Below are 19891 nucleotides of genomic sequence, written 5' to 3'. Positions count from 1 at the left end.
TTAAGGACGGCGCCCGCCGCGGCGTCCGTCTGGAGAGAAATGTTGCCCGATCCCGGCCAGACTCCGCATTTCGACGCGCCGCCGCCCCGGCGTGATGCCGACGGCTATCTTCCGCTCGAAGGCTATGGAGCACTTGGCGACGGCCGGTCGCTGGCGCTTGCCGGGATGGACGGTTCGATCGACTGGTGGTGCGTCCCCAATCTCGATTCCCCGCCATTGTTCGACCGGCTGCTCGATCCCGACACCGGCGGCTATTTCGCGATCACGCCGAGCGAACCCTGCCGGATCGACCGCGCCTATCGCACCGACAGCAATGTGCTGGAGACAATCTTCACCACGGCCGGTGGCCGCGCCAAGCTGACCGAGTCGATCAACAGCGGGACGGCGGGGCGGCTGCCATGGGCGGAGCTCGCGCGGCGGATCGAGGGGCTCGACGGCCATGTCCGCTTCGATATCCGGGTCCGTTTCGGGCGGCGCGCATCCGCGGTCAATCCCTATACCTCGATGATCGGCGGACAGCATGTCTTCCATGCCGGCCGCGTGCTCGGCATCTTCCGCCTCAGCGACGAGGTGGCGGTCGAGACGCTCGACGACGACGGGCTGGTCGCGTCGCTGTCGGTCGCGCCAGGCGAGCGGCGCGTCGTTGCGATCGTGGCGGGCGCGGACGAGCCGCTGGTCGTTCCCGCGATCGCCGAAATCGACGCGCGGATCGATATTTCGGACCGCGAATGGCGACAATGGTGCGCCAACCTCGCCTATCGGGGGCGGCATCGCGACCTGCTCGTCCGCTCGGCGCTTGCGCTCAAACTGCTGCTCTTCTCGCCGAGCGGCGCGATCGCCGCGGCGGCGACGACCTCGCTTCCCGAGCGGATTGGTGGCGACAAGAATTACGACTATCGCTTCGCCTGGGTGCGCGACGCGGGCTTTACCATCAAGGCGTTCCTCGCCGTCGGTGCGCAGGCGGAGGCGAAGGCGGCGTTCACCTGGCTGCTCAAGCGGCTCGAGCAGCATGGCACGCAGGTCTGCTATACGCTCGGCGGCGACCGCGTCGATCCGGTGCGCACCTTCGACGTGCCGGGCTATCGCGGGTCGACCCCGGTGGTCACCGGCAATGCCGCGACCGCGCAGCATCAGCATGGCGTCTATGGCGACATCTTCGGCACGGCGGCGCGCTTCGTCCGGGCGGGCAACATCCTCGACGCCAACAGCGCGCAGATCCTCGTCCGCATTGCCGACGAATGCGCCGACCGCTGGCGGCAACCCGATGCCGGCATATGGGAACTGCCCGAGGCGCGCGATTACACGATGTCCAAGCTGAGCTGCTGGCAGGCGCTCGCGCGCGCCGTGGAGCTCGCCGATACGGGGCAGCTGCCGACGACCTATCGCGATCGCTGGGCGCGCGAATGCGACAGGATTGCCGAGTGGATCAACACGCATGGCTGGTCGGACGCGCTCAAGGCCTATGTCTTCTATCCGGGCTCGGAGCGGATCGACGCATCGATGGCGCTCGCCGTGCGCTTCGGCTTCGACGGTCCCGATCGTCTCGCCAGCACGCTCGATGCGATCGATCGGTCGCTCGGCGCCGGTCCTTATCATTATCGCTATAGCGACGCGAAGGACGAGGAGGGGTGTTTCCTCGCCTGCTCCTTCTGGATGATCGAGGCGCGCGCGCTGCTCGGCCAGCACGACCGGGCGGAGGCCGCACTCGACCGGCTCGTCGCCGCGCTCGATCGCGGCGTCGGGATCTATACCGAGATGGCGGACCCGACGGACGGCACCTATCTCGGCAACCTGCCGCAGGGCCTGACGCATCTCGCACTTGTGATGGCAATCACCGCACTGACCGGCGAGCCGACGGGCTGAGATCGCCCGAGCCGCGTGCGGACGACCTTATCGCCGGAGGATCATCATCAGATTGTTGGCCGGCATCGCGACGATGCGCTGGAGCGCGAGGCCCTCCGCTTCGGCGCACGCCGCGATGGCGTCGACCGTGCGCAAGCCCCAGCGCGCATCCCGCATGCGAAGATCCGCATCGAAGGCGGCGTTGCTCGGGGCGAGCGGCCGATCGGCCTGCCGGAACGGTCCGTAGAGGCAGAGCGGCCCTCCGGGGGGCAACAGGCGGCCGGCGCCGCGCATCACGCCCTGCGTCGCCGACCAGGGGCTGATATGCACCATGTTGATGCACAGGATCGCATCGACCTGCGCAATCGCCGCAAGCCCGGTCTCGGCGTCGAGATCGAGCGGGGCGCGGAGGTTGGGCAGCGGATCGGCCGCGATCCAGCCGGCGATCGACTCCCGCGCCGCCGCCGACGGATCGGAGGGCTGCCAGTCGAGCGCCGGCAAAGCGCGCGCGAAATGGAGCGCATGTTCGCCGCTTCCGCTGGCTACCTCCAGGACGAGACCGTTCGGCGGCAGCTCGATCCGGAGCACGTCCAATATCGCATCGCGGTTGCGCGCCACCGCTGGCGACGACCGACGCGGATCGAGCGGCGGCGCATCCATGGTCAGGCGGCGGCCGGGTCCGCGGGGGCGAGCTTGTCCTGTGTCCGCGTGTCGAAATCGCGCGCGTCATGGCGTTCGTGCAGCTGTTCGGCGGGGTCGCCGGTGATCCGATTGACCATGCGCCCACGCTGCACCGCGGGGCGCGCCGCGATCGCCGCCGCCCAGCGCTGGACGTGTTTATAATCCTGGACCTGGAGGAACTCGCCCGCATTATAGGCCTGGCCCAGAACGAGATTGCCGTACCACGGCCACACCGCGATGTCGGCAATCGTATAAATGGCCCCGCCCAGATACTCGGTCTCGGCCAGACGCCGATCGAGCACGTCGAGTTCGCGCTTCACCTCCATCGCGAAGCGGTCGATCGCATATTCGATCTTGATCGGGACATAGGCGTAGAAATGGCCGAAGCCGCCGCCAAGATAGGGCGCGCTGCCCATCTGCCAGAACAGCCAGGACAGGCATTCGGCGCGGGCCGCGGTCTCGGTCGGCAGGAAGGCAGCGAATTTCTCGGCGAGATGCATCAGGATCGCGCCGGACTCGAAGATGCGGATCGGGGTCGGGCCGGAGCGATCGAGCAGCGCCGGGATCTTCGAGTTGGGATTGACCGCGACGAAGCCCGAACCGAACTGGTCGCCCTCGCCGATCCGGATCAGCCAGGCGTCATAGTCCGCGCCGCTGTGCCCGAGCGCGAGCAATTCCTCGAGCAGGATCGTCACCTTCTGGCCGTTGGGCGTCGCCAGCGAATAGAGCTGCAGCGGGTGCGTGCCGACGGGCAGGTCCTTGTCGTGCGTCGCGCCCGCGATCGGGCGATTGATGTTGGCGAACTGGCCGCCATTGGCCTTGTCCCAGGTCCAGACGGCAGGTGGCGTGTAGGCGGTCTCGGTCATGATCTGCTCCGCTGGGTCCAATTCGCCCGCTCTATCGCCTCGCCGCGCATTCGGTCCACCCGTTCGGTCGTTTGTCGCGCGCAATCCCTGCTTGTGCGTCCGCCGCGGCGCAGGGCTATGGAGAGCGACCAATAGGAGGATCGATCGCATGTCACAGCTTCCCCCCGCCTTCGCCGCCGGCGGCGTGGCCGTCGTCACCGGTGCCGCGAGCGGAATCGGGCATGCGGTCGCCTCGCGGCTGCTCGGGCTTGGTCTCAAGGTCGCGCTGGCGGACCTGGCCGGCGAGATGCTCGACCAGGCGGCGCACCGCCTCGCGGGGATCGGCGAGGTGTTCGCGGTTGCGACCGATGTGTCGTCGCGACCGCAGGTCGAGGCGTTGCGCGATGCGGTCGTCAGCCGCTGGGGACCGGTCTCGGTGCTGCTCAACAACGCCGCGACCGGCGCCAACCCTGGCATGCCCTGGGCGCAGCCGCGTGGGAGCATCTGCTCGGCGTCAACCTAATGGGGGTGCTCCACGGCGTTCAGGCGTTCGTGCCGGCGATGGTCGAGGGCGAGCGGCCGGGGGTGGTGATCAACACCGGATCGAAGCAGGGCATCACCAGCCCGCCCGGCAACCCGGCCTATAATCTGTCGAAGGCGGGGGTGCGCAGCTACACCGAATCGCTGGGGCAAGCGCTGCGCGAGGCGACCGGCACGCGCGTCTCGGCGCATCTGCTAATTCCCGGCTTCACCCACACGGGTATGACCGGTCGCGCGGAAAAACCCGATGCCGCCTGGACTGCGGAGCAGGTCGCCGACTTCGCGCTCGAGCGCGTCGGTGCCGGCGACTTCTACATCCTGTGCCCCGACAACGACGTCGATCGCGCGACCGACGAGAAGCGCATGCGCTGGGCGATGGACGACATCATCGAGAACCGCCCCGCGCTGTCGCGCTGGCATCCGGACTATAAGGCGGCGTTCGATCGCTTCATGGCGGAGGGCTGACTTGGCGACGCGGGCCCGGCATTCCCGCGCAGGCGGGCATCCTTAGCGTGCGTCACGGGTCACGCGCCGCATCGTCAATTCCGGAACGCGTCCGGGATGCCGGCAAAGGCGCGGGCCGTGCCCGCTCAATCCTTGGGCGTCACCCAGACGTCGACCGGGGTGATGAACTTGCCCGGCGCCGGCTTGCCGATGTCGACCCGCTGCGCGGTGACGCGCTCGCCCGTCTCCAGCGTGAAGTCGGTACCAGCATAGGGCCGGCGGCCGAACAGGAAGGTCTGGATCGGCTTGCCGGTCGCGGTGCTCATGATCGTGGCTTTGATGCTCATTGCGCCGCTGATAGCGAAGCCTCGCGGGCTGTCGACCGATCCCGTGACTTATCCCCAGTCATGATCGCCGCGAGCGTCACCGGCGCATAACCATGGACGTCGACGCCGACGTCGAATTGACGAAGCACCGGCTTCAGCCGGCCATGGCTGTGGCCATGCAGGTTGATCGCGCCGCGATGCTGCCCGTTCCAGCTGCGGAACGGGTAGTGGCACAGCACGAGGCGATGCCCGTCGTGCTCGATTTCGGCATAGTCGCCGACGCTCGACCAGCCGGCCGCCGCGAGCGTTGCGTCGGTATCGTTGTTACCGCGCAGCAGATGCTTGGTGCCATTCAGCCGCGCGAGCAGCGCGGCGACGTCGGCCGGACGTCGCGCGACGTCGCCGAGATGCCAGACCTCGTCGTCCGCCGTGACGGTCGCGTTCCAGCGCGCGATCAGCAGCGCATCCATCTCGCCCGTATCCGCGAACGGCCGGCGCCAGATGTTGATCGTGCGATGGTCGCCGAAGTGCGTGTCGGCGGTGAAGAAGGTCGTCATGTCCAGTAGAGGATCCGTGCCGCCGGCAGCGCGTCCGCGATCCGCCGTTCGAAGAACCCGCGCAGCGCGCGCATCGTGTCGGCATCATAGACCTGCTTCTCGGTGCCGAACTTGGTCCGCTTGGTCACGCGCTTGTCCGCGCCCATGTCGAGCGCCGAGCCCGGATACCAGCTATCGAGCATCGCCTTCGAGCCGGTGGTGAAGCGGTGGGTGATTAGCTCGACGGTGAGGTCGGCCACCCCGTCGAGCGCCGCGCCGGCGGCATCGATGAGCGCGCCATAGGCGTCCTGCCAGCCCTCGGCGGCGATGATCGGTGCGATGGTGAGCCCGACCGGATAGCCGGCCTCCGCCATTCGGCGCAGCGCCGCCAGCCGCGCGGCGACCGGGGCGGTGCCGCCCTCGAAACGGGCGAAGGCCCGCGGATTGATCGAGGCGCGCATCCGTGTCCGGCCGCCATGGTCGAGACCGAGGAGTGGTTCGACGTCCGCGAATTTGGTCGTGAAGCGCAGCTGCGCGGCGGCGTCCCAGCGGCCGAACCAGGCGATCGCGGCGGACAGGGATCCGGTCAGCGGCTCGATCGCCAGCGGATCGGTGTAGCAGGAGGCCTCGAAGGTCGTGCCTTCCAGTGCGCGCGTACGGCTGCGCGAGGTGATCATGCCTTCGCCGAGATAGGCCGGCAGCCCCGTCAATATCTCGTCGAGATTGGCATAGGCGCGGGTGATCGGCGGTCCCTTGAGCGAGCCCGCGAGATAGCAATAGCTGCAATGCGCCGGGCAGCCTTCGGCAAGATCGACACGCCAGTCGGCGCTCGGCGCGATCGGCTGCAGCCGGAGTTTGGACGGCGGTGCCACGACCACCGCCAAGGTCCGCTTGGCGTCGGCATAGGCCTGTTTCGGATCGTCGGGGACGGCGAGGTTGAGCCGGTCGCCCGGCAGTTCGACGACGGCGATGCCGAGTGCCGCCGCCCGCTCGACGATCGCGCGGCCATGCGCGAAGGCCTGCGCCGCGCGCGTGATCAGGACGCGTCGTGGCCGCCAGCCAGGACTGCTCGGCGCACGCGAAGGACGGGGAGTCTGCACGAAATCCGAACGAGCCTGAAAGCCGGATGTTCAAACGCCGCGTCGTGGCGCCGTTGCCGGCGCACGCCTAGTCCAGCGATTTCATCTTGCCGTCGGCCCAGCTCTTGCCCGCGTCGCCACCCATAACAGCCAAGCGATGAAGCCCGCGGACGGATCGCTGTTCGAGTTCCAGCCGTGCGTGCCGGTCTGCTTGTCGACCTCGTGGCGCGCGAAGAAGCTGTGCATCGCCTTGACGTCGGCGGCATCGAGCGCCTCGCGCTCGGCAAGCTGGTGCGCGCGCTTGACGCCGACCTCGGTGCCGCCGCGATCGAATGTCGCGCGCAACCGCAGCCCGCGGCGCGCGGCGGCGGCCATCTTCAACGTCGGACGAAAGACGGTATCGGGCATCTGCGGATCCTCTCGGCGAAGTCGGTCGGTCGGATCGTTGAACGGTGTTGATCGGAAAAAGGGTTCCTCGGGCGCCATCGTCTCGATGCCGCTTGGCCCGCGGCTCTTCGCATCGGTCCGCGCGTTGTACCGCTTCCGCAGCTGGAGACGCGCATGACCCCGTTGGACATCAACACCGCGACCGCAGCCGAGCTCGACGCCGCCGACGGGTTTCGCGGTCACGGCTTCGAGATCGTGCGGTATCGCGAGGAGCGCGGCCGCTTCACCGATACGCGCCAGCTCGACGAGGTGCCGGGCTTAACGGGCGTACTTTCCGACCGCCAGCGCCGCGGCGTCTCGGTCGGTGCTAGCGGCGCTGCATGACCGTCACCGTCTGGCACGATGGCGGCTGCCCCTTATGCCGGCGCGAGATCGCGCTGATGCGCCGGCTGGACCGGCACCGGCGGATCAGCTTCGTCGACGTGCAGGACGGCGCGAGCCAATGTCCGCTCGACCGCGCGTCGCTGCTGGCGCGTTTCCATGCCGAAGAGAATGGACAGATGCTGTCGGGCGCGGCGGCCTTTGCCGCGATGTGGCGGGCGATCCCGCTGTTGCGCCCGCTCGGGATCGTGGCGCGGAGCCCCGTCGTGCTGGCGGCGCTCGAGCGCGCCTATCGGCTCTTCCTGCGGCGGCGGCCGGCGCTGCAGCGACTGGCGCGTCGTCTCGAAGGCCGGGTGGCATGATACGCCCGACGCCGGAGCAGGCCGCGCCTGGGCAGGAGAGCGTCTGGGACTTTCCGCGCCCGGCGATCGCGCAGCCGACCGCCGCGCATCTGGTGGTCCTGCTCGCCGGCCGGACGATCGCCGAGACCCGACGCGGCGTACGCACGATCGAGACGAGCCACCCGCCGACCTATTATTTCCCTCCGGCCGACGTCGCGCCTGACGTGCTGCGACCCGCGGGCGGCGGCAGTTTCTGCGAGTGGAAGGGCAGCGCGGTCTATTTCGACGTCGTCGTCGGCGATCGGTTTCTGCCGCGCGCCGCCTGGTCCTATCCCGATCCGTCGCCTTCCTTCGCCGCCATCCGCGATCATGTCGCCTTCTATGCGACCGACATGGAGGGCTGCTTCGTCGATGGCGAATGCGTCGTGCCGCAACCCGGCGGCTTCTATGGCGGCTGGATCACCTCGGCGGTGGTCGGGCCGTTCAAGGGCATCCCCGGTAGCCGTTTCTGGTGACGACCGCGGTGGTGATCGGCGCCGGCGGCGGGATCGGCGCGGCATTGGTTGCGGCAATCTTGGCGTCCGGTCGGTACGCGCATGTCCATGCGCTCGCGCGCGATCCGGTCGCGAGCGGCGGCGTGCTGGTCGGCGGCACGCTCGACGTCACCGACGAGGACAGCATTGCGGCGGCGGCAGGCGCGATCGCGACGCCGATCGATCTGCTCCTCGTTGCGACCGGCATCCTGCACGAGGGAGGGCGGATGCCCGAGCGCGCGCTACGGGAGCTCGACGGCGCGGCGCTGGCCCGTATCTTTGCGATCAACACGATCGGCCCGGCGCTGGTGCTCAAACATTTCACGCCGCGGCTGGCGAAGGACCGTCGCGCGGTCGCGGCGACGCTGTCCGCGCGGGTCGGCAGCATCTCGGACAATCGCACCGGCGGCTGGTATGGCTATCGAGCCTCGAAGGCGGCGCTCAACATGATCGTCAAATCCGCGGCGATCGAGCTGGCGCGCGCCAGGCCGGAGGCGATCTGCGTCGCGCTGCATCCGGGGACGGTCGATACCGCGCTGAGCAAGCCCTTCCAGCCGCGCGTCCCGAAGGAAAAGCTGTTTTCGCCCGAACTGGCGGCGCGCCAGCTGCTCGACGTCGTCGACGGGCTGGGCACCGCCGACACGGGGCGCGTCTTCGCATGGGACGGCCGGGAGATCGCGCCCTGATCGCGGGGGCGCGCGATGCGCGCGCGCTCCGGCCATCGTCACCGTTTGCGGACGAATTCCGCGCGTAGCACGAGGCCTTTGATACCGTCGTAGCGGCAATCGATCTCCTGCGCGTCGCCGGTCAACCGGATCGACTTGATCACGGTGCCCCGCTTGAGCGTCTGACCCGCGCCCTTGACCGCGAGATCCTTGATCAGTGTGACCTGATCGCCGTCCATGAGCAGGTTGCCGACCGCGTCGCGCACCAGGATCGCGGCGTCCGCTGGCGGCATCCGCGCCGCGCGGTCGCTGGCGGGCATCCATTCGCCGCTGGCCTCGTCATAGACATAGTCGTCGTCCGCCATGCTATTGCTGACTGTTGCCCGCGCTGTCCGACGCGTCGGTCTCGCGGTTGGCATGCGAGGTCATGCCGGTCGCATCGGCGTCGTCGAGCATCTGCTCGTCGGCCGACGGCTTGGGCGCGGCCTTGGGCTTCGGCGCGACGGGCTTCGGAGTGGGCGCCGCGACCGGCTCTGGCTCTCGGACCGGTTCCGGCACGACCGGCGCGGGCGTTTCCGTCGTCTGGTTTTCGGGTTCCGGTTCGCGCTGCTTGTGGCAGCCGCCGAGCAACAGGCCGGCGACGGCGACGACGAGGAGGGGCGTGCGGATCGACATAAGGCGCGTGTCCATCAGTTGGATGCCGTCATCTGCTTGGCCCGATCGGCGCTGGTCGTCAGCCGGTCGGCGAGCTGGCCGTCCCAGCCATAGGGATCGCCGAGAAAGGTCATCTTGCCGTCGGCGCTGGCGTAGGCGGTCCAATAGAACAGATAGACCGACACCGGATCGCCGAGCGGCGCGCGCACCGTCTGGCCCTTCGCGAGCGCGGCGTCGATCGCATCGCTGGTCCACAGCGGATCGGCCTGCAGCATCAGCTTGGCAAGCGCGACCGGATGAGCGAGGCGCACGCAGCCATGGCTGGCAAGCCGGCTGTTGCGATCGAAGGTGCCCTGCGTCGGCGTGTCGTGGAGATAGACGCCATAGGGGTTGGCGAAGTCGAACTTGACCTTGCCGAGCGCGCTGCGCTTGGGGCTCTGCTGCAGCCGCGCGCTGCCGCCGGTGCCGATCACGCTGAAGCCGTGCGCCCTGAGATAGCCGGGATGCGCATGTTCTTTGGGCCACAGCTCCTTGGTCGCGATCGAGCTCGGCACGTTCCAGGGCGGATTGAACACGATGCTGTGGATCGTCGAGGACAGCATCGGCGTCTCGTCGCCCGGCCGGCCGGTGACCGCGCGCATCGACATGATCGGCTTGTCGGCGTCGAACACGGTAAGCACGGCGGCGGCGATGTTCACCTGCACGCGGTGCGCAGGCAGCGTCGCCGGCAGCCAGCGCCAGCGCTCCATATTCGCCTCGATCTGGCGGACGCGATCATGCGCGCTGACGTTGAGCGCGGCGACGGTGGCCGCGCCGAGCGTGCCGGTGGGCTCGAGCCCGTAGCGGCGCTGGGCACGCTGGACGGCGGCGACCAGCGCGTCGTCATAGCGGTCGGCCCCGGCGGCGAGGCCATGATCCTCAATCGCGAGCCGCGCGCGCAGCGCCGCGACACGCGCGCCGCTGGCGCCCGGGGCCAGATCGGGGCCTGCCTCGATCGGGCGCCAGCCGCCGGCCTTGTCGATCCCGCGGTAGCTGGCCAGCGCCTTCTTGAGCGTATCATAGCCCGACCAGGGCGGCGGCAGCGACGCGATCCAGGCGGACAGCCGGTCGGCGCGAACCGCGGCAACGAAGGCGGCTCGCGGATCATAAGGCGGCGGCTTCAGTCCCCAATTGCCCATGAAGTCCGAGTCGGCGAGGCGGCCGTGGTGGAGCGCGCTGGCATAATCGAGCGCCGCCCGCACGACCGCGTCGGGATCGGCATCCGCGGGCGCCGCACTGGTCTGCCCGCCGGCGGCGATCCCGTCGGCCGCGGCGCCGTCGAGCATATGGCGGAGCTGATCGAGCTGCTCCGTGCTCAACGACGGCATCGGCGGGGCAGGCGCGACGACCGGGGGCGGCGCGACCGGCAATGCCGCAGGCGGCGAAGTCGCATTGTCCGGCAATTGCGTCGCCGCCAGCAGCGCAGGCGCGAACAGCGTAGCCGACAGGGCACGACGCAGGACAGGCTTCACGCGCAACTTCCAATCACAATAATAGGCGATGACGCCCTGCCAGATCGCCGCCGGGCGACGATCTGGACGGACGCCTCAGATGGCATGCCTAACGGGTCGACGCGTCAGCGCAAGCCGCACGATCAGTCGCGCCGTATGCCGGCGACCATCCGCTCCCAATTGCCGTGCGCAATGGCGTGGCGATCGGTCTCGGACAGATCCGCCGCGTCGAGGAACCGGCGCGCGCCGGAGTTCGGCGTGAATCGATAGGGATAGTCCGACGAGAACAGGATGCGCTCGGGACCGAGCACGTCGAGCGCCCAGCGCAGATAGCGTTGGCTCCACATCCCGCTCGGGGTCACCGAGACATGGCGCCGAAACGTCTCGGAGATCGGCCGTTCGAGCGTGGTGACGCGCGACAGCCCGTCGATCCGTTCGAGATAGAATAGCACCACCTCGCCCCAATGGCCGGTGATCAGCTGGAGGTCGGGATAGCGGTCGAACACGCCGGCGAGGATCATGCGCAGGATCTGCACGCCGGTCTCATAATGCCAGCCGAGCCCGAAGGTCGCGAGCGCCGCGTCGACATCGTCGCCGAAGCCGCTGTACAGCGCGTCGCGCACGGCGGGCACGGGCGCCTGCGGATGGATGTAGAGCGGCGCACGCAATGCCGCCGCGGCCTCGAAGATCGGCCAATTGTCGGGATGATCGAGATTGCGGTCGCGCGTCCGGCCGAACAGCATCGCGCCGTTCAGACCCAGTTGCGTCACCGCACGCCGCAACTCTGCCGCCGCCGCCTGCGGATCGGGCGTGGCGAGCGTCGCGAGACCCTGCAGCCGGTCCGGCCAGCGGCGGACGGTCGCGGCGAGCAGGTCGTTGCTCGCGGTCTGCTGCGCGACCGCGTCGCCGGGTTCGAGACTGTGTACGCCGGGTGCCGTCAACGAGAGCACCTGCACGTCCATGCCGGTCTCGTCCATGTCGGCGATGCGCCGCTCGGCCAGATCGAGTAGCCGCGCACCGATCTCGCCGCGCTCGTGATGCTGCAGACCCGGGTCCTGCCATCGCGGATCGAGCGCGTGCCACGCTGCGAGCACGTCGGGGGTAACGAAATGCTCCTCGAGCCCAATGATCTTCAATTCGCGTCCTTTCATCCTATGCGAACGGTCGCCGTTCCTGAGGAACGCACCGCCTCGTTTCACGGTCACCTAAGATAGAGCGAAACGAAGAGGACAGCGTTCCGTTCGCGCTGGCGTCCACGCTGCGGCAAACCGATGACAGCCCGACGGCGCGTGTGCGGTCGGCGCTATATCGGCGATGCGGATGATCCGACGCCAGGCGACGTCGGCGCCGGCTTACGCGTTGACGGCGCGGCCAGGAATGTGGCACTCGCCGCTCAGATCGCACGACGTTGCCCCGGATTCGAAATCGCGGGCACACAGGCGGTCCGATCGGCGCCAGGCCGGTGATGTGCGGGTGTAGCTCAATGGTAGAGCAGAAGCTTCCCAAGCTTACGACGAGGGTTCGATTCCCTTCACCCGCTCCATAAAAACCATTTCAGACAGCATTCTAGGCGTGGATCATGGTGCGGGACGTCCTGCCGCCCCGTCGCTCGATCCATATTCGTGATGCGCGGTCGGCGGCGCGGTGCCGCATTCAATCGGCCGCGCAGGCCCGCGGCTCGTGGCCGAATTTCGGCGCGCCCGATGGGACCAGACCAAATCCGCGGGTAATCAGCGTCACGTCGGCGTGGCCGAGCGGCGCGATGAACTGACAGCCAATGGTCGTATCGGTCTGCCAGACGACGATCGCGATCGCTTCGCGGTTCGTCGCATAGCGGAGTTTGACGACGGCCCCCATGGCGATCTGGCCGTTTACCGCGGCGCGGAACCCGGATGAGGAGACGTCCATCAGCGCGGCCGGGAAATGCATGCAGCCCGCCGCTTCGACATACACCTGCTGGGCGCAGGCGGTCCGAAACGTCGACCGCTCGTCTTTGATGATTGTCACCGGCGCGTTCATATCGGTTTCCTCGGCCACCCGCGGCCGGCCTAGACGGCAATCTCTAAGGAAGTGCGAACTGCGCCGCCGTCGTGGCCGGATGCTGCGATTGGCGCTTCGGTCGCCTCACCGTCGCCTGTCCCAGCCCGATACAGGCGCCGCCACGGCATGGTTGAGATGCCCGCCTTCACAGTCATGATGGCGGCAGATCAAGCAGGGAGTCGGGATATGGTGACGATGCGCTCAATCGAAGTGGCCAGTGACCGGGTCAAGGACATTCGGTCGGTCGTGCCCGTCGGGACCGAACATTATGTGCTGGTATCCCGCGGCAGTGTTCACATCAACGTGCGGACCAGCGATGATCGCTTATTCCGCACGCTTGAGGACCAGTTGAGGCCCGCGTCCTGCGCTCGACAGGATGGCGCGCCCTTCCGGGCCTGACGGCTGCGTGCCGCGGGGTAAGAAGCCCGCTGGCGGCAGGACAGCAACCAGCGGGCTTCATGCTGAGGGTGCAGCGGGACTGCTCTATCGCGTGAGGGGTGAAGACGCGCTTAACGTCTGGTGTCGGGGTCAGAAGATCCGGCTCACCGCCCATAGGATCGGCACCCAGAGCATGATGGCGATCGGGCTCGCATAGATCATCCCCCGGATTGCGCTGCTCCCGTTCCCGGTAACGCCGTCCGGCTTGCGCGCGGCGGCAGGCGGCGCGGACGACAGGCGCGCTTCGCAGCGGGTGCGCCACGGCGCGGCGCCGGCCTTCGGCGCATAGCTCACATAGAGTTTATAGCTTGCCGACGCCATCTTGCCTCTCCGCGTCTGTCGCGCCTGGATGCGTCGAGAAGACATCCCGGAGCGTGGTCGCGCAAGACCGATTTAGGTCGCGCGACCAATGGATGAGTGGCGACGGCCGCGGCAGAGCGACGCGTTGCGCAACGCCGCCTGTCAGCGCGGCGCGGCGGATCGTGCGCGAACGGAGGCAAGGCCGGCAGGACCCCTAAGCCTGTCGTCATAGAGGGCGAAGAGCCTCTCGCCCCATGCGGCGGGCGAGAGGCCAAGCCCGCGCGTATCCGAGAACGCCTTCGCCGACATGTCCGCGATCGTTGCGTCGTCGGCCGCCAGCCGCGCGATCTGTGCGGCAAATCCAGACGTATCGAGCGGATCACATGCGAAGCCGGCGCCGGCCGCGACGATCTCCGGCGCCAGCATCGCCGTCTTCTGCACGATGACCGGCAACCCGCTCCACATCGCCTCGACGGCGACCAGTCCATAGGGCTCGGGGTAGCGGCTTGGCATCAGGAGCAGTCGAGCTTGCGCCGCATGTTCGGCGATACCGTCGCGTGATTGCGCGCCGAGGAAGCGCATCTCGGGATAGCGCGCGGCCAGATCGCCGCGCATCGCACCGTCGCCGATCACGCGCAGCGTCACGCCCGCCTTCCGCGCGGCCGCGAGGGCAAGGTCGGGGCCCTTGGTCGCCTCCAGCCGTCCCACGAACAGGATATCGCGATTGTCCTCGGCGGCGATGCGCCCGCGGCAGAAGGCGGTGACCGGGTTGGGCAGCGTCGCGATGGCGCCCGCCGGTATCCCGCCGCGGCGCAGGAACGGGGTCATCGCGCCGTGGGGCACGAGCACCGGCGGCGACGTGGCCGGATCGTAGAAATGGCGTTGGATCAACTGCCGCGCGACACGCCAAAGCTTTTCCGCATAGCTTCGGCGATCGCAGGATGCCGCGACGCAGCTCGGGCTGAGCGGGACATGCGGGCACACCCTCCCGGTCTTGAGAAAGGAAAAGCTGCCGTTGGGGCAGACCAGGAAGAAGTCGTGCGCCGACAAGATCAGCCGATCCCGCACCGGCGCCAGGGCCTCGAAGATCGCCGGCGAGAGGATCTGGCTCCAGCCGTGGAGGTGGTACACCGTCCCCGGCGTGTCATGCGCGGCGATCCACCGCGCGGTCATGTCGCGCGCCGCCCGGTTATATAGTCCGGACAGGAAGGCGCGGGCGGGGTTGGCGGCGCGGAGCCTCCGCCGACCCAATGCGACGATCTCGACCGCGTCCGCCAGCAGCGCCGGATTGTCGCCCATGTCGCCGGTGATCAGCGTCACCGCCATCCCCCGCGCGCGCATCAGCCGGATCGATTCGAGGGCCACCGCGGTCGCGCCCCCCGCGGGGTGCGAAAGATCGTTGAGGACGACGAGGCGATCTGGATGGCGGTCCGCCATGCCGCGCGTCACGGCCTAGCCGATCTCGCCATATCGATAGCTCTTGCTCGCGATCGCCGGCCCGAACTCGATTTCGAGGAGCAAGCGCGGACGTTCCTTGCAGGTCATGCCGACATGGAAGATGAAGGGGTCTTCGGCGAACCCCGTGCCGGCCGGGCCGGTCAGGACATGGAACCGGTCGTCGCCATAATAGGCACGAAGCTCGGCTTCGTCATGGCCCACCATGAGCGTGTATTGGTGGCGGATCTTCCGCTTGTGATGGCTGCCCGCGATATAGGCATGCGGCCCCGACATCCGATCGACGTCGGTGAGATAGAAGAAGAATTTGACCGTCCGGAAATCGTTCAGATCGAAATGATATTTGTCCTGAGCCGCGGCATGGAGATCGGCTTCGGCGACGCGCTTGCCGGGAAAGCTCCACCACAGCCGCGTACGGATATGGTGTGGCGTGCCGCCGATATAGCCTTCCGCGATCGCACGGATCAGCGGATCGGCTTCGATCTTCGCGATCGTCGGGCATTCGTGGATCCGGTCGAAGAAATAGGCGGCGATGACGTCGCGCGGACGCTCGGCGTTCACCGCGTCGATATCGCCCGCCAGGAAGCTGCGGATCGGCGCCGCGCGCGTCGTGCACGGCGTCTGTTCGGCGAACGCCCGGATGGCGGCGACATCGCTCGCCGACAGCGTGAGGCGCGGCGAGACGCCGTCGCGCTCGAGCTCCGGAACGATCCGGTCGGGCGCGTCGACGTGCAGTCGGGAGGACAAGGTCGGCGGCACGGATCGCGGCGCTGCCCGCCGCAGCTGGCGCTCGACCTGGCGGACGAAGAGCACGCGACCGCCCAAGAGCACGAGGACCCAGGACGGGCGCTCGCGCATATAGGTCCAATAGGTCGGCAGTCTCGCCAGCACGCGCTGGAGCTTGTTAGCCATGCGCCGTCACCGCCGCGCGGAGCGTCCGCATCAACGCCTGCGTGCTCGCCCGCGCCTCCGCGATCAGCGCATCGCGGCGGTCGAGGTCGACGCCGTCCGCGATGATCGCGTCGAGCCGGTCGGCCGTCTCGGTCGCCGTCGAGCGCTTGGGATCGAGCAGGCGATCGGGATGGCCGAGCATCTCCATCTGCCCGACCATCTTGGCGTCCCACGCCAAAGCGAGCCCGGGAATGGCGGCCGCGTAGCCGACGATCAGCGCGTGCAATCTGTGCGCGACGAGGCCATGGAATTCGCCGATCAGCGAGACCAGCTCGGCCGCGGATGTGCAGGTCGGGGCAATCCGCCCCTTGCCGCCGGTGGCCGCGACAAAGCGCGTTTCGATCGCCGCGGCGAAGCGGTCGTCTTCGATCGTGCCCGTCGTGAAGCCGACCACCACATGGCCGCGGCGGGTGAGTTCGGCGGCGAGCGCGCAATACCATTGTTCGATCGCGCGCGCGGACCATGTGTCGCGCCCATGGTAGCGCAAGGCCGTCGGCGAGGTGAGGCACAGCCCGATGTGCGTCGGTCCGCCGCGCCTTGTCGGCGTCGCGGGGAAATGCGCAGAGAGCGTCAGGGCGGGATCCGGGGCGATCGTCACCGCGGGTAGCGTATATCCGCTCAGCTCCGCATTCCACAGGTCGCGCGCGCGATCGTCGCGGACGCTGATGCCGGAGAGTCGTGCGGCGGACAGTCCCTCACCAAACAACCGCCGGCCGGCGCGCGACCAATGGGGCGATACGCCGACGGCGTGGATGGCGACGGGCAGGTCGCGTTCCGCCGCCGCACGCAGTGCCGCTGCGATCTTCTTGGGAAAGTTGAGGTCGCTGTCGGCAAAGATCCCGCCGCCGCCGATCACGATCGCGTCGGCATCGGCAAGCAGAGAACGCCGGCGCGGCATCAGCCGGCGGCCAACGAGGCGATCGAGCATCCGCCCCGCCACCATCTGCCGCAGCGATCCCGGCAATGCCGCCAGGATCGCCAGCGCCGCGACCCGCATGCCACGCGTGCCCGCGCCGGTCTGCGGCGCGTCGCGTCCGGCAAGATCTTCGGTGACGACGGTTGCCGCCGCGTCGGCTGCCCGAAGCTCGGCGGCGAGGCATTCCGCTATCAGCTGGTCGCCGAGATTGGCGCCATGCCGGACGTTGAAAACGACTATCTTCATCGGTGTCGGTCTTGCGCAAGCGTGTCATACATCCGCTTGAGCGATCCGGGAGGTGCCGCGTCGGTCATTTTGTATGCCTGACCGGCTTTGGCCATGCGCGCAATGCCTATCGCGAGGTCGGCGCATCCTTTGCGTCAAACCGTTGGGCGCGCTTTAGGACGCCGATGGCCGCGCACGCCGTCGCTCGGCTCCGGTGCATATGCTTGTTTGCTTGCAAGCGCTGTCCCTGTCGCATTAACCTGATATCACCCTAGGCCGAGAGGACGAGGCGAGGCTTGAGCGAGGCGGCGACGTGAAGCGCGAATATGCCGGCGAAGGACCGTCCAGCGTATCGTCGTGCCGGGCGTGGGGTCACGCGGGCGCATCCGGGCCAGCGCGACGGCGAGGTGCGGCGGACGCCTGCCGTCCGGGGTCGGTATATCTTGAGCACCCTTGATCTCGGCCATCATCGGCGGAAACCTCGTCTTCCTGCTGATGCTGTATCTCGGTGCGCGCCGCCTGGGCATGCTGTTCGATTCCGGACTGTCGGATTTTTCGATGGATAATGGCCGTATCTTCGTGTGCGGCGACATCCACGGATGCATCGAACCCCTGCTCGCATCGCTCGACGCGGTCGGCTTCGACAAGGAGCGCGATCACCTCTACGCGCTGGGCAATCTCGTCGATTGGGGCCCGGCCAGCCCGGCCGTACTCGCGCTGCTCGACGAGCCCTGGTTCAGCAGCACGCTCGGCTATCACGAGATGCTGTTGCTGGACGCCGCGACGGGCAATTACCACCAGCATGCCCGCAACGGCGGCGTCTGGTTCGCCTGGCGCTCGCCGGAAGAACGCGCGGCCTGCGTCGCCAAGGTCAAGGCCCTGCCGGTGGCGATCACGGTGATCACGCCGAGCGGCCGCAGCGTCGGTCTGGTGCACGCGGATGTCGCCGGAGACGATTGGACGCGTTTCTCCAGCCGACTCGAGGAGCCCGAGATCCGGGCGTCCGCGCTCACGGTGGGCGAGCGCGCGAAGATCGCGAAACAAGGTGGAACGTTCAAGCCGATCCGCAATATCGATCATGTCTATGTCGGGCGCACAGCGGCAGACGAGCCTTTGAGTGTCGCCAACATGTCCTGGATACCAACCGAATGCCTGTCGACCGGACGGATCCTGATCGAAGAACTCGTGTGACCGATCATGGATCGCCCGAGGGCATCCGCTAAACCGCGATGGCGAAACGAAAACGCGTCCTGACAGCGACGCTTGCCGATGGCTACGTCAAGACGATCGGCCCGACGGCGGTGCCGTTCACGCATTATTGGCGGATCGTGGCGCATCTCGGGGGCGGGCGGACGGAGGTCTTTTGGGGCCATGCCAAGTCGCTCCGCGAAGCGACCGGCAAGTCCCGCGCTACCGCAGACGCGGCACGGCAACGCGGGTGGGAAGGCTACGACTTCGAGGTCGTCGAACTGGTCGAGCGATCGGCATAATTTCGACGACGGGAGCAAGCGGCGCTTCGCGCGTTGTAGCGGCACCTCTCGCGAGGGTCTTGCCGCTCCCACAGAGGATCATGCCTTGCCGAACTCTCCTGCGCCGAACTCATCTGCGCCGAACGCGTCCGCGTCGGACTCATCCGCCAGCCCCGTCCTGCAGCCGGTCACTATCGGTGATCTGACGCTGGCCAACCGCATCGTCATGGCACCGCTGACGCGCAGCCGCTCGGACGAGCAGGGCGTGCCGCCCGCGTTCGCTGCCGACTATTATGGGCAGCGCGCCGACGCCGGCCTGATCATCACCGAGGCGACCAACATCTCCGCACAGGCGCGCGGCTATGCGATGACGCCCGGCATCTGGTCGGATGCGCAGGTCGCGGCATGGCGGCCGATCGTGGACGCGGTTCACCGCCGCGGCGGCTTAATCTTCCTCCAGCTCTGGCACACCGGGCGCATCTCGCATCCCGATCTCCACGACGGGGCGCTGCCGGTCGCGCCGTCCGCAATCAAGGCGGAAGGGCAGGCGTTCACCAACGACGGCATGAAGGACTTCGTCACGCCGCGCGCGCTCGAGACCGACGAGATCCCCGCAATCGTCGAAGACTATCGCCGGGCGGCGACACAGGCGAAGGCCGCCGGGTTCGACGGCGTCGAAGTCCATGCCGCGAACAATTACCTGCTCGAGCAGTTCATCCGCGACAGCACCAACCAGCGCACCGACCGCTATGGCGGCTCGATCGAAAACCGGCTGCGCTTCCCGCTCGACGCGGTGCGCGCGGTGGTCGACGTCTGGGGGCCCGGCCGGGTCGGCATCCGCATCTCGCCGGCGACGACCGAACCCGGCAAGACGCCCCTCGATGGCAGCGTGATGCAGACCTATGGTGCGTTCGTCGATGCGCTGTCCGCGATCGGGCTGCTCTACGTCCACGACATCGAGGGCGTCACCCAGCAGACCCGCGACGTGCCCGACGATGTCGACTTCCACGCCCTGCGCAAGCGCTTCTCCGGCGCCTATATCGCCAACAACCAATATACGCTCGACCTCGCTGAGAAGACGCTGGCCGAGGGCGACGCCGATCTGTTCAGCTTCGGCCGCCCGTTCCTCGCCAATCCCGATCTCGTCGCGCGGTTGCGGACGGGCGCGCCGCTCGCCGAAGCCCCCAAGCAATATTGGTATGGCGGCGGAGCGGTCGGCTATTCGGACTGGCCGGGGATGGACGGGCAGATCGTCGTGACGGGCGACGAGCGCTAGGCGGCGCCGCACCTCTCTCCTGTGCCGCTTGCCCGCTTTGCGCTATTCTGCGGGCAATCAAAGCATAGGAGAGAGTC

24 protein-coding genes, 1 tRNA gene and 1 pseudogene are annotated in these 19891 nt (G+C 68.1%); 11 read left to right on the top strand and 15 right to left on the bottom strand.

Features of this window, described 5'->3' with window-relative positions:
* Nucleotides 1-39: 39 nt before the first annotated feature.
* On the top strand, nt 40-1863 hold the full coding sequence (locus Q0326_RS16400; protein WP_298692522.1) for a glycoside hydrolase family 15 protein: 1824 nt from the start codon (nt 40-42) through the stop codon (nt 1861-1863).
* A gap of 27 nt (nt 1864-1890) precedes the next feature.
* On the opposite strand, the gene Q0326_RS16395 is transcribed toward Q0326_RS16400, so the two are convergent.
* Nucleotides 1891-2502 carry a DUF938 domain-containing protein gene (locus Q0326_RS16395; protein ID WP_298692520.1) on the bottom strand — a complete coding sequence of 204 codons (612 nt, stop codon included), beginning with the start codon at nt 2500-2502 and terminating at the stop codon, nt 1891-1893.
* A gap of 2 nt (nt 2503-2504) precedes the next feature.
* Entirely contained in the window at nt 2505-3389 is an 885-nt protein-coding gene (gene yghU / locus Q0326_RS16390) for a glutathione-dependent disulfide-bond oxidoreductase (protein WP_298692517.1), read from the bottom strand.
* Between yghU and Q0326_RS16385 the strand changes: the two are divergent.
* A pseudogene (locus Q0326_RS16385) lies at nt 3388-4373 on the top strand (SDR family NAD(P)-dependent oxidoreductase). The gene yghU and the pseudogene Q0326_RS16385 sit on opposite strands and share 2 nt — an antisense overlap.
* Before the next feature lie 125 nt (nt 4374-4498).
* Here the strand turns inward: Q0326_RS16385 and Q0326_RS16380 are convergent.
* The 4 genes from Q0326_RS16380 to Q0326_RS16365 form a co-directional block, all read right to left on the bottom strand.
* Nucleotides 4499-4699, bottom strand: a complete 201-nt coding sequence (locus tag Q0326_RS16380; RefSeq protein WP_298692513.1) for a hypothetical protein — start codon at nt 4697-4699, stop codon at nt 4499-4501.
* Nucleotides 4696-5235 carry a metallophosphoesterase family protein gene (locus Q0326_RS16375; protein ID WP_298692511.1) on the bottom strand — a complete coding sequence of 180 codons (540 nt, stop codon included), beginning with the start codon at nt 5233-5235 and terminating at the stop codon, nt 4696-4698. Before Q0326_RS16375 ends, Q0326_RS16380 begins: the two co-directional genes overlap by 4 nt.
* Nucleotides 5232-6314 (bottom strand): spore photoproduct lyase family protein, encoded by a 1083-nt coding sequence (locus Q0326_RS16370; RefSeq protein ID WP_298692508.1) that lies wholly within the window; start codon nt 6312-6314, stop codon nt 5232-5234. Before Q0326_RS16370 ends, Q0326_RS16375 begins: the two co-directional genes overlap by 4 nt.
* An 81-nt stretch (nt 6315-6395) precedes the next feature.
* Nucleotides 6396-6701: a hypothetical protein gene (locus Q0326_RS16365; RefSeq protein ID WP_298692506.1), complete on the bottom strand. Its 306-nt coding sequence runs from the start codon at nt 6699-6701 to the stop codon at nt 6396-6398.
* A gap of 153 nt (nt 6702-6854) precedes the next feature.
* Here Q0326_RS16365 and Q0326_RS16360 point away from each other — a divergent pair, with 153 nt between their 5' ends.
* Genes Q0326_RS16360 through Q0326_RS16345 form a run of 4 tightly spaced genes read left to right on the top strand, consistent with a single transcriptional unit; the run spans nt 6855 to nt 8621 of the window.
* Nucleotides 6855-7064 (top strand): helix-hairpin-helix domain-containing protein, encoded by a 210-nt coding sequence (locus Q0326_RS16360; protein WP_298692504.1) that lies wholly within the window; start codon nt 6855-6857, stop codon nt 7062-7064.
* Complete coding sequence (locus Q0326_RS16355) at nt 7061-7423, top strand: DUF393 domain-containing protein (protein ID WP_298692501.1); 363 nt, start codon at nt 7061-7063, stop codon at nt 7421-7423. Before Q0326_RS16360 ends, Q0326_RS16355 begins: the two co-directional genes overlap by 4 nt.
* On the top strand, nt 7420-7917 hold the full coding sequence (locus tag Q0326_RS16350; RefSeq protein WP_298692498.1) for a DUF427 domain-containing protein: 498 nt from the start codon (nt 7420-7422) through the stop codon (nt 7915-7917). The genes Q0326_RS16355 and Q0326_RS16350 overlap by 4 nt, the downstream gene beginning before the upstream one ends.
* Complete coding sequence (locus Q0326_RS16345) at nt 7914-8621, top strand: SDR family NAD(P)-dependent oxidoreductase (protein WP_363304280.1); 708 nt, start codon at nt 7914-7916, stop codon at nt 8619-8621. The genes Q0326_RS16350 and Q0326_RS16345 overlap by 4 nt, the downstream gene beginning before the upstream one ends.
* A gap of 38 nt (nt 8622-8659) precedes the next feature.
* On the opposite strand, the gene Q0326_RS16340 is transcribed toward Q0326_RS16345, so the two are convergent.
* The 4 genes from Q0326_RS16340 to Q0326_RS16325 all read right to left on the bottom strand — a co-directional run bounded on the left by Q0326_RS16340 (nt 8660) and on the right by Q0326_RS16325 (nt 11880).
* A complete protein-coding gene (locus Q0326_RS16340; protein WP_298692495.1) occupies nt 8660-8965 on the bottom strand; it encodes an alkylphosphonate utilization protein in 306 nt (101 codons plus the stop codon).
* Nucleotide 8966: 1 nt separating this feature from the next.
* Nucleotides 8967-9275, bottom strand: coding sequence for a hypothetical protein (locus Q0326_RS16335; protein WP_298692493.1), 309 nt, complete (start codon nt 9273-9275; stop codon nt 8967-8969).
* A gap of 14 nt (nt 9276-9289) precedes the next feature.
* A complete protein-coding gene (locus tag Q0326_RS16330; RefSeq protein ID WP_298692491.1) occupies nt 9290-10765 on the bottom strand; it encodes a L,D-transpeptidase family protein in 1476 nt (491 codons plus the stop codon).
* 122 nt (nt 10766-10887) lie between these two features.
* Nucleotides 10888-11880, bottom strand: a complete 993-nt coding sequence (locus tag Q0326_RS16325) for an amidohydrolase family protein (protein WP_298692488.1) — start codon at nt 11878-11880, stop codon at nt 10888-10890.
* Between the two features lie 333 nt (nt 11881-12213).
* Between Q0326_RS16325 and Q0326_RS16320 the strand changes: the two genes are divergently transcribed.
* Nucleotides 12214-12287, top strand: a tRNA-Gly gene (locus Q0326_RS16320).
* Between the two features lie 110 nt (nt 12288-12397).
* Here Q0326_RS16320 and Q0326_RS16315 read toward each other — a convergent pair.
* Nucleotides 12398-12763 carry a hypothetical protein gene (locus Q0326_RS16315; protein ID WP_298692485.1) on the bottom strand — a complete coding sequence of 122 codons (366 nt, stop codon included), beginning with the start codon at nt 12761-12763 and terminating at the stop codon, nt 12398-12400.
* Between the two features lie 147 nt (nt 12764-12910).
* Between Q0326_RS16315 and Q0326_RS16310 the strand changes: the two genes are divergently transcribed.
* On the top strand, nt 12911-13183 hold the full coding sequence (locus Q0326_RS16310; protein ID WP_298692483.1) for a hypothetical protein: 273 nt from the start codon (nt 12911-12913) through the stop codon (nt 13181-13183).
* Between the two features lie 129 nt (nt 13184-13312).
* Here Q0326_RS16310 and Q0326_RS16305 read toward each other — a convergent pair whose 3' ends face one another.
* The 4 genes from Q0326_RS16305 to Q0326_RS16290 form a co-directional block, all read right to left on the bottom strand.
* A complete protein-coding gene (locus Q0326_RS16305) occupies nt 13313-13543 on the bottom strand; it encodes a hypothetical protein (protein WP_298692481.1) in 231 nt (76 codons plus the stop codon).
* Between the two features lie 141 nt (nt 13544-13684).
* Nucleotides 13685-14959, bottom strand: a complete 1275-nt coding sequence (locus Q0326_RS16300) for a glycosyltransferase family 4 protein (RefSeq protein WP_298692479.1) — start codon at nt 14957-14959, stop codon at nt 13685-13687.
* 15 nt (nt 14960-14974) lie between these two features.
* Nucleotides 14975-15889, bottom strand: coding sequence for a phytanoyl-CoA dioxygenase family protein (locus Q0326_RS16295; RefSeq protein WP_298692476.1), 915 nt, complete (start codon nt 15887-15889; stop codon nt 14975-14977).
* Entirely contained in the window at nt 15882-17090 is a 1209-nt protein-coding gene (locus Q0326_RS16290) for a polysaccharide pyruvyl transferase family protein (RefSeq protein ID WP_298692473.1), read from the bottom strand. Before Q0326_RS16290 ends, Q0326_RS16295 begins: the two co-directional genes overlap by 8 nt.
* A gap of 432 nt (nt 17091-17522) precedes the next feature.
* Between Q0326_RS16290 and Q0326_RS16285 the strand changes: the two genes are divergently transcribed.
* The 3 genes from Q0326_RS16285 to Q0326_RS16275 all read left to right on the top strand — a co-directional run bounded on the left by Q0326_RS16285 (nt 17523) and on the right by Q0326_RS16275 (nt 19814).
* A complete protein-coding gene (locus tag Q0326_RS16285) occupies nt 17523-18260 on the top strand; it encodes a metallophosphoesterase (RefSeq protein WP_298692470.1) in 738 nt (245 codons plus the stop codon).
* Between the two features lie 38 nt (nt 18261-18298).
* Nucleotides 18299-18559: a hypothetical protein gene (locus Q0326_RS16280; RefSeq protein WP_298692467.1), complete on the top strand. Its 261-nt coding sequence runs from the start codon at nt 18299-18301 to the stop codon at nt 18557-18559.
* An 85-nt stretch (nt 18560-18644) separates the two neighbouring features.
* Nucleotides 18645-19814: an alkene reductase gene (locus tag Q0326_RS16275; protein ID WP_298692466.1), complete on the top strand. Its 1170-nt coding sequence runs from the start codon at nt 18645-18647 to the stop codon at nt 19812-19814.
* The last annotated feature ends 77 nt before the right edge of the window (nt 19815-19891 follow it).

This window comes from uncultured Sphingomonas sp. (assembly GCF_937859915.1).
Taxonomy (GTDB): domain Bacteria; phylum Pseudomonadota; class Alphaproteobacteria; order Sphingomonadales; family Sphingomonadaceae; genus Solisphingomonas.
This window is presented reverse-complemented; position numbering and strand designations above follow the sequence as displayed.